The organism is Achromobacter sp. PD1 (genome assembly GCF_048541815.1).
Lineage (GTDB): Bacteria > Pseudomonadota > Gammaproteobacteria > Burkholderiales > Burkholderiaceae_B > Achromobacter > Achromobacter bronchisepticus_A.
This window is the reverse complement of sequence record NZ_CP183349.1, coordinates 862,713-879,589: the sequence shown is the minus strand read 5'-3', so window position 1 is coordinate 879,589 and position 16,877 is coordinate 862,713. Positions and strand designations below refer to the sequence as shown.

Sequence of the window (16,877 nt, the reverse complement as noted above, 5' to 3'; positions counted from 1 at the left end):
TGCGCCGGCAGCGGGAGCTTTCACTGGGACACGTTGAAGGTAGTGGTGGAAACGTAGCGGATCTTGGCGTAGGCACGGCCGTCGGCCTCGCCCGGCTTGTCTTCGACGTGGGCGGCTTCGAGCACGTACTGGCCGGGCCACGGCGTGGTGATCTCGATGCGGCCGTTCTCGTCGCTGTGGAAGCGCTTCTCCCACTTGGGCGGGCCGAAAACGGTGACTTCCGTCTTCGCCAGCGGCTTGCCCTTGAACTGCAGCACGAAGGCGTTGGTCCCGGCCGCGACCGGCACGAGCTCCAGGTCCAGCTTGCCCTCGGTGTCCGCGCGGCCCGCCTTGGCGCCGTACTGCACCAGGGTGTCCTTGAACTGATACGCCTGGCGCAGACGCACGTCGCCCTTGCCCGCCGCCGCGAATTCCAGGAAATCCGCGCCTTCGCCCGAAGTCTTCAGCGCCTTGCCGTCGGCGCCCGTCACGACCGGTGCGACCATGATCTTGCCGAGCAGGCCGTCGCGCTTTTCGCGCACATCATCCGCCCATTCCCCGAAATACGCCTTGGCCGGTCCCTCGGCGCTGCGTTCCAACCAAACAAAATGCGCCTGCGCGGCCCCTGCCGTGCTCAACAAGGCGATGGCAGCCAAGGTTCTTGCGAATGTCATTGTTGATTTCCTTTAGAGGACCGGATCGGACCAGCCCCGCGGCCCGGGCCCGATTCGGAGGGTTTAAATTATAACCATTCTCACTTCGAAATAGCGGCAAGGCTTACCAGCGATAGCGCAGGCTGGCCTTGATGGAGCGCTGGTAGCCGTACCAGCACCAGGAATCGCCCGAGCACGAGGCGATGTATTCCTTGTCGAAAAGGTTCTGCACGTTCAGCGCCACCTGCATGCCCTTGAGCGACGGCGACGCGCGGCCCAGGTCATAGTCCAGCATCAGGTCGAACAACGTGACCGATGGCACCTTCAGCGTGTTGGTCTCGTTGGCATACGAGGAACCGATGTAGCGCACGCCGCCGCCCACGCCCACGCCCGCCAGCGGACCTTCCTGCAACTGGTAGCGGGCCCAGGCGGACGCCTGTTGCGAAGGCACGCCCACGGGCGTCTTGCCCTTCAGGTTCAGGCCCGCGGCGTTGGGATAGCCCTTGGAGTACTCGTTGTCCATCAGGGAGTAAGCAGCCACCAGCGTCAGGCCGCGCAGGGGCTCGGTCTTGGCTTCGAGCTCGATGCCCTGCGTGCGCAGTTCGCCCGCCTGGATCGAGCAGCGTCCGCCGGCCGTGCCGCAGATATGGGTCGGATCCGGATCGGTGGTGGTCATGTTCTCGCGGCGGATATCGAACGCCGCAAACGACAGCAGCGTGGCGCTGCCCGGCGGCTGGTACTTGATGCCGACCTCGTACTGATTGCCCTCGATCGGCTTGAACGGCTTGTTCTGCCAGCCCGTGCCGGACTGCGGCTCGAACGATTCCGAATAGCTGAAGTACGGCGCCACGCCGTTGTCGAAGTTGTAGATCGCACCCAGGCGGCCCGTGAACTTCTCCGCATTCAGCGAGGACGGCGCGACCCGTCCGGTAGCGATCGTGGTGGTCTCACCCACGGTGCGCGACCAGTCGTAGCGTCCGCCCAGCAACACCGACAAGCGGTCGATCTTGATCTGGTCCTGGAAGTACAGGCCGGTCTGGTACTGCTTGGAGGTTGCGTCCGACGAGAACGCCGGCACCGGGATGTTCTGATGATTGTTCGGGTTCAGCACATCCAGCGCGGGCGCCGTGCCGAAGCCGGACAGCGTGTCGGTCTTGACGTGCTGGTAGTCAAAACCCAGCAACGTAGTATGGGCGAAGGGACCGGTGTTGAAGCGCGCCTGCACGTTGTTGTCCAGCACCAGCGCGCCCACGTCCACATCGGTCGCGATCGACGCACGCTGCTGGTAGCGGTAGGTCTTGTCGGTGTAGCCGTAGTTGTTGGTCATGGCGCCGTAGATGCTGCGGTACTGCGCTTCCGCGCGCGTCCAGCGCAGGCTTTGCGATGCCTTGATGTTGTCGTTGAAGCGGTGCTCCAGCACGTAGCCCAACGAATAGCTCTTGCGGTCGCTCTTTTCGAAGTTGGCGTCGCCGTCGTAGTAATCGGCCGGCAGGCGGATGCCGTCGGGCGCGGAAAGCAGCGTGCGCATGGCCGGCACGCTGCCATAGGAACCCATGTCGGGATCGCGCTGGAAATTGGTCAGCACCGTCAGCGTCGTGTCGCCGCTGGGCTTCCAGGTAAAGGCCGGCGATACGAAGTAGCGGCGCTCCTTGGTGTCCTTGACCTGGCCGTCGGACATGTAGCCCGAGCCGACCAGGCGGTACAGGAACTTGCCGTCTTCATCTACCGGACCGCCGAAATCGAAGTTGGCGCGACGGTAGTCATAGTTGCCGACCTGCACCTCGACCTCGCGCAGCGTCTCCTCCAGCGGGCGCTTGCTGACCTGGTTGACCACGCCGCCCGGACCGCCCTGCCCGTACATGACGGAGGCCGGTCCCTTCAGCACGTCCACGCGCTCCAGGCGATAGGTGTCCACCTGCGGCAAGGCGTCGCGGCCGCCGAATACCCGCAGGCCGTCCAGATACGTCGACGCCGAGAAGCCGCGCACGCTGAACTGGTCCAGGCGCGTAGCAGTGGCGCCGCGCGATTCCGTGGCCACGCCCGCGGTGTAGCGCAGCACCTGGTTCAGTGTCTGCGCGCCCTGCTCCGTGATCTGCTCGCGCGTGACGACCGATACCGACTGCGGCGTTTCGATCAGCGGCGTGTCGGTCTTGGTGGCGCTGGCGCTCACCGTCGCGACATAGCCCACCGTCGTGATCGGGCTGTCGGACAGGCCGGACACGGTCACTGGCGCCAGCGTGGGCGTGTCGCCCGCGGGCGCGGCGACCTGCACCAGGGTCCAGGTATTGCCCGATTGCGCGCGCGCCTGCAGGCCGCTGCCCGACAGGATGCGGGCGAATCCCGCGCCCACCGAATAGGCGCCGTCCAGCCCGTCCGAGCGGCGTCCCCGCACCAGCGCGGGGTCGAACGACAGGACCACGCCGGCGCTGCGCGCGAACTGCGTCAGGGCATCGGCCAAGGAGCCGGCAGCGATCTGGTAGCTGCGCGGCGCATTCGCGGAGGCGGGCGCCGGCTGCGCCCAGGACTGCGGCAGGCCGGCGGCAAGCCCGCCCGCGCACATGGCGGCCAGCAGGGCCATGCGGCCGGCGGACAAGGGGGCGCGCAAGCGCGGGTGAGATGAAACGGACACAAAACTCTCCCTGTACGGTGGTATCTATCCCTGCCTTCCGTACGGGATCGGAAAACCTGCAAGGCGCAGGCAAAAAAATTTGTAACGCTCAGGCCTCGCGCGGACCGACCTGCAGCCAATACTGCGTATGCCGTGTCACGCGGATGGGCAAGGCGGGCTCCAGCGCCTTGAGCGCACGCTCGGCGTCGTCCAGCGGGAATACGCCCGACAGCCGCAGGCCCGCCACCGCCGGGTCCACCCGGATCATGCCCAGCCGCTGGCGCGCCAGGTATTGCGCGAAATAGTCCAGGCGCCAGTCCTTGGCCACCACCAGCCCGTCGGTCCAGGCCAGCCGGTCGGAATCGGATGCAAGACGGCCGACGTCGCCGTGTTCGGAGAATTGCAGGCGCTCCCCGGCTTCCGCATGGGTGACCACGCCGCTGCGCAAAAGCGCCAGACTGCCTTCGTACACGCCCACGCGCGCGCCTTCGGCGGTGCGGCGCAGATCGAAGCGCGCCTGCTCGACGCGTAGCTCGCCATGCCCCGTATCCACGCGCAGCGCCGCCATGCCGGGCCGCATTTCGGCCCGCACCAGCACTTCGCCACGCAGCAGGTCCATGCCGCGGGCATCGCCCTGCACATGCAGGCGCACCGCGCTGTCGCTGTTCAAGGTGATGTGCAGCCCATCCGCCACCGCTACCGCCAGCCGCTCGCCGACGCCCGTGCTGAGGTCCGCCGCCAGCCGCTGCCACGGTGTGTGGCGGTAGGCAGCCCAGCCGGTAAAAGCCGTGCCGCCGATAGCCAGCAGTCCGCGCAACACCGTGCGACGGCCGGTCGATCGGGGCGAGGACGATGCGGAGCGCGTCAGCGCACCATGCGCCAATGCCGCCGGCACGCGGCGCGCGTCCTGGCTGATGCGCTGCAAGCGGTCCCACGCGCAGCGGTGCGCGGGGTCTTGCGCCAGCCATGCCTCACAGGACTGGCGTTCCGCCGCGCCGGCCAGGCCGGATTGCAATCGCACCCACCAGGCGATCGCCTGGCCCGCCACGGGGTCCGCGGCGGGATCCGCGGCGCTAGTCATCAAAGGCCGCGTAGCACGCGGTCATGGCGCGCACCATGTATTGCTGCACCGAACTCAAGGAAACCTCGAGCCGCCGGGCGATCTCGGGATAGGTCAGCCCGTCGAGCTGCGACAGCAGGAACGCGGATCGGGCCTTGGGCGGCAGGCCGTCCAGCAGACGGTCCAGCCGCGCCAGCGATTGCAGCTGCTCGGTTTGTTCCTCGGGGGATGGCGCATAGGCCTCGGGAATGGCGGCCAGATAGGCGAGATAGGCCCGTTCCAAGGCCGCATGCCGCTGGTGGTCCACTACCAGACCCTTGGCAATGGTGGTCAGCAGCCCGCGCGCTTCGGCGGCGCGCACCGCCTTGCGGCCCTGGATCACCCGCAGGAACACGTCCTGCGCCAGGTCTTCGGCGCGGTGCTCGCAGCCCAGCCTGCGGCGCAGCCAGCCGAACAGCCAGGAGCGATGATCGCGGTACAGGCCATCGACGGGCGCGGCGGGAGGGTCGGTGCGCGCGGCCGATGCGGACAGGAGGGTGGAAGACACGTTGGAAACTGCGGTGCTGGACCAGAAGTCTCCAAATCTTAATTGATAATGACTTGTATTACCAATTTCAACCGCGATCTGCCCGGAAAATCCGGACAGATGCGGCGCGACTACAACGACACGGTGTGGCGGCGTTCCGACTCCAGGTACTCGCGCGACTGCATTTCCAGGATACGCGAGACGGTGCGGTGGAATTCATTGGCCAGCGCGCCTTCCGTGTAGATCTCCTCGGGTTCGCATTCGGCGGACATGATGAGCTTGACGCGATGGTCGTAGAACACGTCGATCAGCCAGGTGAAGCGGCGCGCCTCGGAAGCCTGGCGCGGTCCCATGCGGGGTACGCCCGACAGGATCACCGCGTGGAAGCGATTGGCCAATTCCAGATAGTCGTTCTGCGAACGCGGCCCGCCGCAAAGCGTGGCGAAATCGAACCACACCACCGACCCACCCAGCGCCAGCGCGCGAATCTCGCGGTGTTCGATGTGCAGCACCGGATCCTGGGGCGGCGTATCGGCCAGGCTGTCGAACGCTTCCTGCAATGCGTTCTGGGCACGCTCGTCCAGCGGCGTGTGATAACACTGCACCTGTTCCAGCGAGCGGCGGCGGTAGTCCACGCCGACGTCCACGTTCATGATGTCCATGCGCGCCTGGATCAGCTGGATCGCGGGCAGGATGCGGTCGCGGTGCAGGCCGTCCGGATACAGGGTCGAGGGTTCGTAGTTGGACGTCATCACGAAGGACGTGCCGTACTCGAACAGCTTGAACAGCAGCCGGTGCAGGATCATCGCGTCGGCCACGTCGGATACGTGGAACTCATCGAAGCAGATCAGGCGGTAGCGCTTGGCCACGCGCCTGGCCACCTCGTCCAGCGGATCCTGCATACCCTTCACTTCTTCGAGTTCGCGGTGCACGCCGCGCATGAATTCGTGGAAGTGCAGGCGCGTCTTGCGCACCACGGGCACGGTGGCGTAGAAAGCGTCCATCAGGAAGCTCTTGCCCCGCCCCACTCCGCCCCACAGGTACACGCCGCGCGGCACGTCGGGGCGGTTCAGCAGCTTCTTCAGCGCGTTCGAGCGCATCGACTTGAACTTGACCCATTCGTCGAAATAGCGCTGCAGCCGGTCGATCGCCTTTTTCTGGGCTTCGTCGGGCTTGTAGCCGCGTTCGGCCAGGGCGTGTTCGTAGTATTCGCGGACGTTCATGTGGGAGCAGGAAAAGCAGAATGAAAAAAGGGCGGATCCGTGAACCCGCCCCCGTCTTGCATCGGCTATGCGCGTATCAGAAGTTCAATGCGCGCTTGTCCACGGCCAATGCGGCTTCCTTCACGGCTTCCGACAGCGTCGGGTGCGCGTGGCAGATGCGGGCGATGTCTTCGGCTGCACCACGGAATTCCATGATGGTCACGGCTTCCGAGATCAGTTCCGAGGCCATCGGGCCCACGATGTGCACGCCCAGGACCTCGTCGGTCTTGGCATCGGCGATCACCTTGGCAAAGCCGGTGGTGTCGCCCAGCGCGCGGGCGCGGCCGTTGGCCAGGAACGGGAAGCTGCCAGCCTTGTACTCGCGGCCTTCGGCCTTGAGCTGCTGTTCGGTCTTGCCGACCCAGGCGATTTCCGGCGAGGTGTAGATCACCCACGGCACGGTGTCGAAGTTGACATGGCCGTGCTGGCCGGCGATGCGCTCGGCAACCGCCACGCCTTCTTCCTCGGCCTTGTGCGCCAGCATCGGACCGCGCACCACGTCGCCCACTGCCCAGACGTTCGGCAGGTTGGTCTTGCAGTCGCCGTCCACGGCGATGAAGCCGCGCTCGTCGAGCTTCAGTCCCACGGTGTCGGCGTTCAGGCCGCCGGTGTAAGGCACGCGGCCGATCGAGACGATCAGCTTGTCGACCACCAGCTTCTGCTCGGCGCCCTTGGCGTCGACGTAGGGCACGGTGACGGACTTGGCGGTCGCCTTGATCTCGCCGATCTTGACGCCCATCTGGATGTTCAGGCCTTGCTTGGTGAAGGCCTTGAGGGCTTCCTTGGCCACCTGGCCGTCAGCCGCGGCCAGGAATTCCGGCATGGCTTCCAGGATGGTGACTTCGGAACCCAGGCGGCGCCACACGCTGCCCATTTCCAGGCCGATCACGCCGGCGCCGATCACGCCCAGCGTCTTCGGCACGGCGCCGATGTTCAGCGCGCCGTCGTTGGACAGCACGACCTTTTCATCGAACGGCAGGCCGGGCAGCTCGCGCGCCGACGAACCGGTGGCGACCACGACATGCTTGGCAACCAGGTCTTCCTCGGCGGTGCCGGTGACCTTGATGGCCCAGCCGCCTTCCACCTGGCCGGCGAACGCGCCCTTGCCATGGAAGAACGTGACCTTGTTCTTCTTGAACAGGTACAGGATGCCGTCGTTGTTCTGCTTGACCACCGTGTTCTTGCGGCCGATCAGCGTGTCGAGCTTCAGGCTGACGCCCTTGACTTCGATGCCGTGCTCGGCGAAGTGGTGGTTGGCTTGTTCGTAGTGTTCGGACGATTGCAGCAGCGCCTTGGACGGGATGCAACCGACGTTGGTGCAGGTGCCGCCGGGTGCCGGGCCGCCTTGGCCGTTCTGCCAGGCGTCGATGCAAGCCACCGACATGCCGAGCTGCGCGGCGCGGATGGCGGCGATGTAGCCGCCGGGGCCCGCGCCGATGACGACGACGTCAAATTGTTTGGACATAGTGTTCTCGCGAAGAGGTATTGAGTGGAACACGCCCCGCCCTGCGGGCCGGCATGGGGCCGGCCGGGGCGCCGCAAGACCCGAAGGTCGATCGGGCGCCGGGCCGGGGCGTCGAGATTACAGGTCCAGCAACAGGCGCTGCGGATCTTCCAGAGCGTCCTTCATCGCGACCAGGCCCAGCACGGCTTCGCGGCCGTCGATGATGCGGTGGTCGTAGGACAGCGCCAGGTAGTTCATCGGGCGGATGACGATCTGGCCGTTTTCAACCACGGCGCGATCCTTGGTGGCGTGCACGCCCAGGATGGCCGATTGCGGCGGGTTGATGATCGGGGTCGACAGCATCGAGCCGAACACGCCGCCGTTGGAGATCGAGAACGTGCCGCCGGTCATTTCTTCAATGCCCAGCTTGCCGTCAGCGGCGCGGCGGCCGAAGTCGGCGATGGTCTTCTCGATGTCGGCGATCGACAGCTGGTCGGCGTTGCGCAGGATCGGCACAACCAGGCCGCGCGGGCTGCCGACAGCGATACCGATGTCGAAGTAGCCGTGGTAGATGATGTCCTTGCCGTCGATCGAGGCGTTGATCAGCGGGAACTTCTTCAGCGCGGCAACAGCGGCCTTGACGAAGAACGACATGAAGCCCAGCTTGATGCCGTGCTCTTTCTCGAACTTGTCCTTGTACTTGTTGCGCAGGTCGATGACGGCCTGCATGTTCACTTCGTTGAACGTGGTCAGGATCGCGTTTTCCTGCTGCGATTGCAGCAGGCGCTCGGCGATGCGGGCGCGCAGGCGGCTCATCGGCACGCGCTGTTCCGGACGGCCGTCCAGCGACAGCGTCGGAGGCGCGACCGGGGCGGCGGCCTTGGCCGGAGCGGCCTTGGCGGGAGCGCTGGCGGCCAGGGCGTCGCCCTTGGTCACGCGGCCGTCGCGGCCGGAGCCAGCCACGGAAGCGGCGTCGACGCCCTTCTCGGCCAGGATCTTGGCAGCGGCGGGCGAAGCCACGCCGGCGGCAGCCGACGAAGCGGGAGCGGCGGGAGCAGCAGCGGCTTGCTCGGCGGCCTTGGGCGCTTCGGCGGCGGGCGCGGCGGCGGCAACGGCGGCCTTGCCGGCGGTGTCGATGCGGGCCAGCACTTCGCCGGAGGTGACGGTGCTGCCGTCGCCCTTGACGATTTCAGCCAGCACGCCCGAGGCGGGAGCCGGCACTTCCAGCACGACCTTGTCGGTTTCGACTTCGATCAGGATTTCGTCCGCTTCAACGGCAGCGCCCGGCTGCTTCTTCCAGGTCAGCAGCGTCGCTTCGGAGACGGATTCGGAGAGTTGGGGGACGACGACGTCGGTAATAGCCATTTTGTTTGTTCCGTAAAGTTTGTGTTCTGGTCGCGCTGCGCGGCAAGCTTCGAATCGGAATTCCAGAAACCTGCGCGCGCGGCGCGTGCATCAAGCGAGTGTTACTTCGTCAACATGACCTTGAACTTGGGCGCGAAAGCCGTGTCGATCAGGGCCTTCTGCTGCTCCTGGTGCTTGGCCAGGTAGCCCACGGCCGGCGATGCCGACGCGGCGCGGCCGGCGTAACCCAGCTTCTGGCCTTCGACCATGTTCTCGTACACGTGATGCTGAACGTAGAACCAGGCGCCCTGGTTCTGCGGTTCGTCCTGGACCCAGATCACTTCGGTTGCCTTCGGGTACTTGCGCAGTTCCGTTTCGAACGACTTGTGCGCGAACGGATACAGCTGTTCGACGCGGACGATCGCAACGTTGTCGGCGCCACGCTCGCGGCGGGCATTGACCAGATCGTAGTAGACCTTGCCCGAGCAAGCCAGCACGCGCTTGACCTTGCTGGCGTCGATGGCCTCGTCGACCTCGCCGATGACCGGGCGGAAGCTGCCGCCGGCCAGATCGGTCAGGGGCGAACCGGCGTCCTTGTTGCGCAGCAGCGACTTGGGCGTGAACAGCACCAGCGGCTTGCGGAACGGACGGATCATCTGACGACGCAGCACGTGGAAGATCTGCGACGCGGAGGTCGGCTGGACCACTTGCATGTTGTTGTCGGCGCACAGCTGCAGGAAGCGCTCGATGCGGCCCGACGAGTGCTCGGGACCCTGGCCTTCGTAGCCGTGCGGCAGCATCAGGGTCAGGCCCGACTGGCGGCCCCACTTGGCTTCGCCGGAGCTGATGAACTGGTCGATCACGACCTGGGCGCCGTTGACGAAGTCGCCGAACTGGCCTTCCCAGATGGTCAGCGTGTTGGGTTCGGCGCTGGAGTAGCCGTATTCAAAGCCCAGCACCGCCTCTTCGGACAGCACGGAATCAATGACGGTGAACGGAGCCTGGCCTTCCGAGACGTTTTGCAGCGGAATGTAGGTGCCGTCGTTCCAGCGTTCGCGGTTCTGGTCGTGCAGCACGGCGTGGCGGTGCGTGAACGTGCCGCGGCCCGAGTCCTGGCCGGTGATGCGGATGGCGTAGCCCGAGGACACCAGGGTCGCGAAGGCGAGGTGTTCGCCCATGCCCCAGTCCAGGTTCATTTCGCCCTTGGCCATGGTGCGGCGGTCGTTCAGCAGCTTGGCGACCAGCGGGTGCACCGTGAAGCCTTCCGGCACGGTGGTGATGCGTTCGCCGATGCGCTTGAGTTCGGCCAGCGGCACGGCGGTGTCGGCCTGGTCGGTCCACTTGGCGCCCAGGAACGGCGACCAGTCGATGGCGTACTTGCTCTTGTAGTCGGTCAGCACCGGCTCGATGGTGCGCTGGCCGTCTTCCATCAGCTGGCGGTAGTCCTTGACGAGCTGATCGGCTTCGCCTTCGGCTAGCACGCCTTGCGTGGTCAGCTTGTCGGCGTACAGCTTGCGCGTGCCGGGGTGATGGCCGATGCGCTTGTACATCAGGGGCTGCGTCAGCGACGGGGTGTCTTGCTCGTTGTGGCCCAGCTTGCGGAAGCAGACGATGTCCACGACGACGTCGTGGCGGAACTGCAGGCGGTAGTCCAGAGCCAGCTTGGTGACGAACACGACGGCTTCGGGATCGTCGCCGTTGACGTGGAACACCGGCGCTTCGATCATCTTGACCACGTCGGTGCAATACAGCGTCGAGCGCGAATCGCGCGGGTCGGACGTGGTGAAGCCGATCTGGTTGTTGATGACGATGTGCAGCGTGCCGCCCGTGCCGTAGCCGCGGGTCTGGGCCAGGTTCAGGGTTTCCATGACCACGCCCTGGCCGGCGAAGGCCGCGTCGCCGTGCACCAGCACCGGCAGGACTTGCTTGCCTTCGGCGTCGCCGCGGCGTTCCTGGCGGGCGCGTGCGCTGCCTTCGACCACGGGGTTGACGATTTCCAGGTGCGACGGGTTGAACGCGAGCGACAGGTGGACCGGGCCGCCACGGGTGGACAGGTCGCTGGAGAAGCCGTTGTGGTACTTCACGTCGCCGTCGGTCAGGCCTTCGGCGTGCTTGCCTTCGAACTCGGCGAACAGGTCGCCGGGCATCTTGCCCATGATGTTCACGAGCAGGTTCAGGCGGCCGCGGTGGGCCATGCCGACCACGATTTCCTGGACGCCGTTTTCACCGGCGTGGTTCACCACTTCGTCCATCGAGGCGATGAAGCTTTCGCCGCCTTCCAGCGAGAAGCGCTTCTGGCCGACGTACTTGGTGTGCAGGAAGCGCTCGAGGCCTTCGGACTCGGTCAGCTGCTGCAGGATGTGGCGCTTTTCTTCGGCCGAGTAGGCCGGCGCGCCCAGGGTGGCTTCCAGGCGTTCCTGGATCCAGCGCTTGGCGGCGGGGTCGGAGATGTGCGTGAATTCGGCACCGATGCTGCGGCAGTAGGTGTCGCGCAGCGCCTTCAGGATGTCGCGCAGCGTCATGGTGCTGGCGGTCGTGAAGTAGGTGTTGGTGGCCGAGTAGGTCTGGTCCAGATCGGCTTCGGTCAGGCCGTAGAAGGCCGGATCGAGTTCGGGGATCGGGGGACGTTCCTGGCGCTTGAGCGGATCCAGGTCGGCCCAGCGCGAACCCAGGGAGCGGTAGGCCGCGATCAGCGACTGCACCGAAACCTGCTTGCTGGCCACGGTCAGATCGGGTTCGGCCGCGCGTTGCACGAAGGCATTGGCCTTGGCGCGTTGGGCGAACGATTCGACGATGGGAGCGTGGGCCTGGTCGCGGGTGGATTCCTGGCCGTCGGTGGCGGGAGCGTGTTGCAGCTGGTCGAAGTATTCGCGCCAGTTGTCAGGTACCGAACCGGGATTGTCGAGGTAGGCTTCGTAAAGCTCCTCAACATAAGGGGCGTTACCCCCAAAGAGATAAGACGTGGATAGAGATTCTATTTCCGAAGACATATCGCTTCACCTTTACGAGTGCTTCACTCGACACGATGCAGGAAAACCTTCCGCGACACGGGCTTCCCGTTAAGCGGATAGCAGGGGCAGAAGGCGCGTACAAGCCTTAAAAGCCGTATGGGATAAGAGTATAGCCCTTTGAGTTTAAGGACGTCTTCTTGCGTTTGCGTGACGCAAAAGCGCATTCGGAATGCCATCATGCAGCATTGGAATGTCCAGGCAACCCCTTCCATTGCGCCGTCTACTCGCATTCAATTTCCGGCAATCCAAAATGCCGCGCCGCATCATTTTCACTGGCAAAAATTGCAGTGTTGCGCATTAGCCTCGTTCATACGGGCAATTCGGTGGTCGACAGGATCTCTTTCAGGACGAAAAAGGTGCGGATCTGGCGTACGCCGGGCAGCTTGATGATCTCGCCCGCATGCAGCTTGTTGAAGCGTTCCAGGTCGCGGATGCGCAGCATCAGGAAGTAGTCGAACTCGCCTGCCACCAGGTGGCATTCCAGGCAACCGCTGATGCCGCGCGCCGCGGCTTCGAAATCCGTAAAGGACTCCGGTGTGGAGCGGTCCAGCACCACGCCCACGATGACCAGGGTGGCCATGTCCACCTCTGCCGGTTCCAGCAGGGCGACGGTCTTGCGGATGACTCCCTCGCTCTTGAGCTTTTCCACGCGGCGCAGGCAGGCGGCCGGGCTCAGGTGGACGCGCGCGCTCAGTTCCAGGTTGGTGATCTGGGCGTCCTGCTGCAGCACGCGCAGGATGTGGCGATCGATGCGGTCCAGGTCAGAATTCGTCGGCATTTGATGCGTCCCTGAAAATTAAATTTCGATCAAAAAGCCAATCTAGAAATATTAAATAGAAACCTGGACATTTATTTAATTATTTTCCTTTTAAATAATAAAAATACGCAATTGACGGCAAATCCTTGAAATTCCTATGATTTTTCCATCCGCGCCACCCGGCCCGGCCCAGGAGAGTCCCATGGATCTGCAACGATTTCCGCGCCATCGCCTGACCTTCGGCGACACCCCCATCGAGAAGCTCGAGCGCCTGTCCGCGCATCTGGGCGGCAAGGTCGAGATCTACGCCAAGCGCGAAGACTGCAACAGCGGCCTCGCCTTCGGCGGCAACAAGCTGCGCAAGCTGGAGTACCTGATCCCGCAGGCGCTGGAACAGGGCTGCGACACGCTGGTCACCATCGGCGGCATCCAGTCCAACCACACCCGCATGGTGGCGGCCGTGGCCGCCAAGCTCGGGCTGGCCTGCGTGCTGGTGCAGGAAAACTGGGTGGACTATTCGGACGCGGTCTACGACCGGGTCGGCAACATCATGATGAGCCGCCTGATGGGCGCCGACGTGCGTCTGGTGGACCAGGGGTTCGACATCGGCTTTCGCCGCAGCTGGGAAGAGGCGCTGGAAGATGTCCGCAAGCGCGGCGGCAAGCCCTACGCGATTCCAGCGGGCGCGTCCGACCACGAACTCGGAGGCCTGGGCTACGTCGGCTTCGCCGAGGAAGTGCGGCGCCAGGAAGCCGAGCTGGGCTTCAAGTTCGACTACATCGTCGTCTGCGCGGTCACGGGCAGCACGCAGGCCGGCATGGTGGTGGGCTTTGCGGCGGATGGCCGCGCGGACCGCGTCATCGGCATCGACGCTTCAGGCACGCCCGAGCAAACCCGCGCGCAGATCCTGCGCATCGCGCGGCGCACGGCCGACATGGTCGGACTCGGCGCCGCCATCGAAGAGCGCGACGTGGTGCTGGACACCCGCTATGCCTACCCGGCCTATGGCCTGCCCTCGGCCGAGACCAACGAGGCCATCCGTCTTTGCGCCCGGCTCGAGGGCATGATGACCGACCCGGTCTACGAAGGAAAATCCATGCAGGGCATGATGGACATCATCCGCCGCGGCGAGATTCCGGCCGGCTCGCGGGTTCTGTATGCGCACCTGGGAGGGGTGCCGGCGATCAACGCCTACAGCTTTCTCTACCGCAACGGATAAGGGCGCCTACGGCGCCTTCGGCTGGCCTTGCGGCGACTTGCGCTGAAAGGCCGGCCAGGCCCTGGACTTGCCAGTCCTGGCCGCCAGCGCCGATGATGAGCGCAGGAAGCGCAGCCCAGCCGGCGTATCCGCCGGCTGGGTTTTTCGTTTGGGCCCGCCTTTCCAGCCCTCCAATAAAATTATGTACATAGTTTGTATACAAAACCACGATTTCCCGCTATGGTGCTGACCATCAGGAAGTCATCCGCCCACCCACGCCCGGCCGCCGCGCGCCGTTGCCCTCCGCCCGCCTCATGACCGTCTACGATTCCACGCTCCCCTACCCCCGCGACCTGGCCGGCTACGGCCGCAATCCGCCGCATGCCCGATGGCCGGGGCAGGCGCGCATCGCGGTGCAGTTCGTGCTGAATTACGAGGAAGGCGGCGAGAACAGCGTGCTGCATGGCGACCCCGGGTCCGAACAGTTCCTGTCGGAAATGTTCAACCCCGCCAGCTATCCCGAGCGCCACCTCAGCATCGAGGGCATCTACGAGTACGGCTCGCGCGCCGGCGTCTGGCGCATCCTGCGGGAATTCGAGAAGCGCGGCCTGCCGCTGACGGTATTCGGCGTGGGCATGGCCTTGCAACGCCATCCGGAACTGACCGCCGCCTTCGTCGAACTGGGACACGAGATCGCCTGCCACGGCTGGCGCTGGATCCACTATCAGCACATCGACGAGGCCACCGAGCGCGAACACATGCGCCTGGCCATGGACGCGATCACGCAAATGACCGGCAGCCGTCCGCTGGGCTGGTACACCGGCCGCGACAGTCCGCGCACGCGGCGCCTGGTGGCCGACTATGGCGGGTTCGAGTACGACAGCGACTACTACGGCGACGACCTGCCCTTCTGGATGCGCGTACAGAAAACGGACGGCAGCGTCGTGCCGCAACTGATCGTGCCCTACACGCTGGACTGCAACGACATGCGCTTCGCGCTGCCGCAGGGCTATTCGCACGCTGATCCCTTCTTCCAGTACCTGAAGGACAGCTTCGACGCGCTCTACGCCGAAGGCGACGAAGCGCCCAAGATGATGAGCATCGGCATGCATTGCCGCCTGCTGGGCCGGCCCGGCCGCATCACCGCGCTGCAGCGTTTCCTGGACCACATTGCCAGCCATGACCGCGTCTGGGTCTGCCGGCGGCTGGACATCGCGCGCCACTGGAAGGCGGCGCATCCCTACACCCCCAACGCCTGAACAGGACGGCCATGGCCCATACCCTAGCCCAACTCAATGCGGCGGCGCCCGCGGACGCCGTCGCCATGCTCGACGGCCTGTACGGACATGCGCCCTGGATCGCCGAACGCGCGCTTGGCCACCGCCCGTTTCGCTCGCTGGCCGACCTGGCGCAGCGCCTGCGCCGCGTCGTGAGCGAGGCCGACGCCGACGCCCGGACGGCGCTGCTGCGCGCCCATCCGGAGCTGGCAGCAGGCACGCCCCGGAACGCGGATTCGGCACGCGAACAGGACTTGGCCGGATTGGCCGCGTGCACGCCCGCCGAATTGGCTCGCCTGCAAGCATTGAACGCCGACTACGGCGCCAGATTCGGCTTTCCCTTCGTGCTGGCCGTGCGCGGCCCGCGCGGCGCCGGCATGACGCGCCAGCAGGTGATCGACGAATTCACCCGCCGCCTGGACAACCCGCCGGACCTGGAGTTCGAAGAGGCCCAGCAGCAGCTGCACCGCATCGCCGAGATCCGCCTGCGCGATAGCTTCGACGCCGAGCCCGCCATCGGCAACGACATCTGGGACTGGGGTGAACAACTGGCCGTCCACAGCGATCCGGGCTACGCAGAAAAAGGCCAGCTCACCGTCACCTACCTGACCGCAGCCCACCGCGCCTGCGCCGCGCTGTTGTCGCAATGGATGCGCGACTGCGGTTTCGACGAGGTCGGCATCGATGCGGTTGGCAACGTGGTCGGCCGCTACCTGGCCGCCAGCGCCGACGCCCCCACCCTCATGACCGGCAGCCATTACGACACCGTGCGCAACGCCGGCAAGTACGACGGCCGGCTGGGCATCTTCGTGCCGATGGCCTGCGTGCGCGAATTGCACCGCCAGGGCAAGCGCCTGCCCTACCACCTGGAAGTCATCGGCTTCGCGGAAGAGGAAGGCCAGCGCTACCGCGCCACCTTCCTGGGTTCGGGCGCGTTGATCGGCGACTTCAAGCCGCAATGGCTGGACCAGCAGGACGCAGACGGCGTCAGCATGCGCGACGCCATGGCGCAAGCCGGCCTACGCAGCGCAGACATCCCCAAGCTCAAGCGCGATCCCGCCCGCTATCTGGGCTTCGTCGAAGTCCACATCGAACAAGGTCCGGTGCTCTACGAAATGGGGCTGCCGCTGGCCGTGGTCACGTCCATCAACGGCTGCGTGCGCTATCAGGTGCGGATCAACGGCCTGGCCTGCCACGCCGGCACCACCCCGATGAACCGCCGCCGCGACGCCGCCACCGCCACGGCCGAGCTGGCCTTGTACGTGGAGCAGCGCTCCGCCCGCGACGGCGACTCGGTCGGCACCATGGGCATGCTGGAAGTGCCCGGCGGTTCGATCAACGTGGTGCCGGGAGAATGCCGCTTCAGCCTGGACCTGCGCGCGCCCAGCGACGCGCAGCGTGATGCGCTGGCGCGCGACGTGCTGGCCGAGCTCGAAGCCATCTGCCAGCGCCGCGGCCTGCGCTACACGCTGGAAGAAACCATGCGCGCCGCCGCCGCGCCCAGCGATCCGGCCTGGCAGCAGCGCTGGGAACGCGCCGTCGACGCGCTGGGACTGCCCGTCCATCGCATGCCCAGCGGCGCCGGCCACGACGCCATGAAGCTGCATGAAGTCATGCCCCAGGCCATGCTGTTCGTACGCGGCCAGAACTCCGGCATCAGCCACAACCCGCGCGAATCCACCTCCAGCGACGACATCCAGCTTGCCGTGCTGGCGTTCCTGCGCCTGCTCGACGATCTTGCCCACGACACCCAATAGC

General features: G+C 65.6%; 12 protein-coding genes. 3 read left to right on the top strand and 9 right to left on the bottom strand.

The features are described from left to right. Positions 1-20: 20 nt before the first annotated feature. From ACM1PE_RS04040 to ACM1PE_RS04000, 9 genes are all read right to left on the bottom strand, one after another. Positions 21-653, bottom strand: a complete 633-nt coding sequence (locus tag ACM1PE_RS04040) for a DUF4198 domain-containing protein (RefSeq protein WP_118933986.1) — start codon at positions 651-653, stop codon at positions 21-23. A gap of 103 nt (positions 654-756) precedes the next feature. After that, a complete protein-coding gene (locus ACM1PE_RS04035) occupies positions 757-3,210 on the bottom strand; it encodes a TonB-dependent siderophore receptor (protein ID WP_419343814.1) in 2,454 nt (817 codons plus the stop codon). Positions 3,211-3,349: 139 nt separating this feature from the next. Then, positions 3,350-4,321 (bottom strand): FecR domain-containing protein, encoded by a 972-nt coding sequence (locus ACM1PE_RS04030; RefSeq protein ID WP_419342576.1) that lies wholly within the window; start codon positions 4,319-4,321, stop codon positions 3,350-3,352. Beyond that, positions 4,314-4,847 carry a sigma-70 family RNA polymerase sigma factor gene (locus ACM1PE_RS04025; protein ID WP_280016596.1) on the bottom strand — a complete coding sequence of 178 codons (534 nt, stop codon included), beginning with the start codon at positions 4,845-4,847 and terminating at the stop codon, positions 4,314-4,316. Before ACM1PE_RS04025 ends, ACM1PE_RS04030 begins: the two co-directional genes overlap by 8 nt. 110 nt (positions 4,848-4,957) lie before the next feature. Continuing rightward, positions 4,958-6,049: a cell division protein ZapE gene (gene zapE / locus ACM1PE_RS04020; protein ID WP_419342575.1), complete on the bottom strand. Its 1,092-nt coding sequence runs from the start codon at positions 6,047-6,049 to the stop codon at positions 4,958-4,960. Between the two features lie 76 nt (positions 6,050-6,125). Then, on the bottom strand, positions 6,126-7,553 hold the full coding sequence (gene lpdA / locus ACM1PE_RS04015; protein ID WP_059374636.1) for a dihydrolipoyl dehydrogenase: 1,428 nt from the start codon (positions 7,551-7,553) through the stop codon (positions 6,126-6,128). A gap of 117 nt (positions 7,554-7,670) precedes the next feature. After that, the gene (gene odhB, locus ACM1PE_RS04010; RefSeq protein WP_059374638.1) at positions 7,671-8,897 is read right to left on the bottom strand and encodes a 2-oxoglutarate dehydrogenase complex dihydrolipoyllysine-residue succinyltransferase; all 1,227 of its coding nucleotides are present in this window, start codon (positions 8,895-8,897) and stop codon (positions 7,671-7,673) included. Between the two features lie 101 nt (positions 8,898-8,998). Beyond that, entirely contained in the window at positions 8,999-11,866 is a 2,868-nt protein-coding gene (locus tag ACM1PE_RS04005) for a 2-oxoglutarate dehydrogenase E1 component (RefSeq protein WP_118933990.1), read from the bottom strand. 328 nt (positions 11,867-12,194) lie between these two features. Next, the gene (locus ACM1PE_RS04000) at positions 12,195-12,665 is read right to left on the bottom strand and encodes an Lrp/AsnC family transcriptional regulator (protein WP_059374642.1); all 471 of its coding nucleotides are present in this window, start codon (positions 12,663-12,665) and stop codon (positions 12,195-12,197) included. A 181-nt stretch (positions 12,666-12,846) separates the two neighbouring features. Here ACM1PE_RS04000 and ACM1PE_RS03995 point away from each other — a divergent pair, with 181 nt between their 5' ends. The 3 genes from ACM1PE_RS03995 (at position 12,847) to uraD (ending at position 16,876) form a co-directional block, all read left to right on the top strand. Then, the gene (locus ACM1PE_RS03995) at positions 12,847-13,863 is read left to right on the top strand and encodes a 1-aminocyclopropane-1-carboxylate deaminase (RefSeq protein WP_054450759.1); all 1,017 of its coding nucleotides are present in this window, start codon (positions 12,847-12,849) and stop codon (positions 13,861-13,863) included. A 293-nt stretch (positions 13,864-14,156) separates the two neighbouring features. Next, entirely contained in the window at positions 14,157-15,101 is a 945-nt protein-coding gene (gene puuE / locus ACM1PE_RS03990) for an allantoinase PuuE (protein WP_059374645.1), read from the top strand. 11 nt (positions 15,102-15,112) lie between these two features. Next, a complete protein-coding gene (uraD, locus tag ACM1PE_RS03985; RefSeq protein WP_419342574.1) occupies positions 15,113-16,876 on the top strand; it encodes a 2-oxo-4-hydroxy-4-carboxy-5-ureidoimidazoline decarboxylase in 1,764 nt (587 codons plus the stop codon). Position 16,877 lies beyond the last annotated feature (1 nt).

Bases quoted from the DNA above. Each gene is read 5' to 3' on its own strand.
- zapE (WP_419342575.1), bottom strand. From the start codon at position 6,049: ATGAACGTCCGCGAATACTACGAACACGCCCTGGCCGAACGCGGCTAC.
- puuE (WP_059374645.1), top strand. From the start codon at position 14,157: ATGACCGTCTACGATTCCACGCTCCCCTACCCCCGCGACCTGGCCGGC.
- ACM1PE_RS04035 (WP_419343814.1), bottom strand. From the start codon at position 3,210: ATGGCCCTGCTGGCCGCCATGTGCGCGGGCGGGCTTGCCGCCGGCCTG.
- uraD (WP_419342574.1), top strand. From the start codon at position 15,113: ATGGCCCATACCCTAGCCCAACTCAATGCGGCGGCGCCCGCGGACGCC.
- lpdA (WP_059374636.1), bottom strand. From the start codon at position 7,553: ATGTCCAAACAATTTGACGTCGTCGTCATCGGCGCGGGCCCCGGCGGC.
- ACM1PE_RS04030 (WP_419342576.1), bottom strand. From the start codon at position 4,321: ATGACTAGCGCCGCGGATCCCGCCGCGGACCCCGTGGCGGGCCAGGCG.
- ACM1PE_RS04005 (WP_118933990.1), bottom strand. From the start codon at position 11,866: ATGTCTTCGGAAATAGAATCTCTATCCACGTCTTATCTCTTTGGGGGT.
- odhB (WP_059374638.1), bottom strand. From the start codon at position 8,897: ATGGCTATTACCGACGTCGTCGTCCCCCAACTCTCCGAATCCGTCTCC.
- ACM1PE_RS03995 (WP_054450759.1), top strand. From the start codon at position 12,847: ATGGATCTGCAACGATTTCCGCGCCATCGCCTGACCTTCGGCGACACC.
- ACM1PE_RS04000 (WP_059374642.1), bottom strand. From the start codon at position 12,665: ATGCCGACGAATTCTGACCTGGACCGCATCGATCGCCACATCCTGCGC.
- ACM1PE_RS04040 (WP_118933986.1), bottom strand. From the start codon at position 653: ATGACATTCGCAAGAACCTTGGCTGCCATCGCCTTGTTGAGCACGGCA.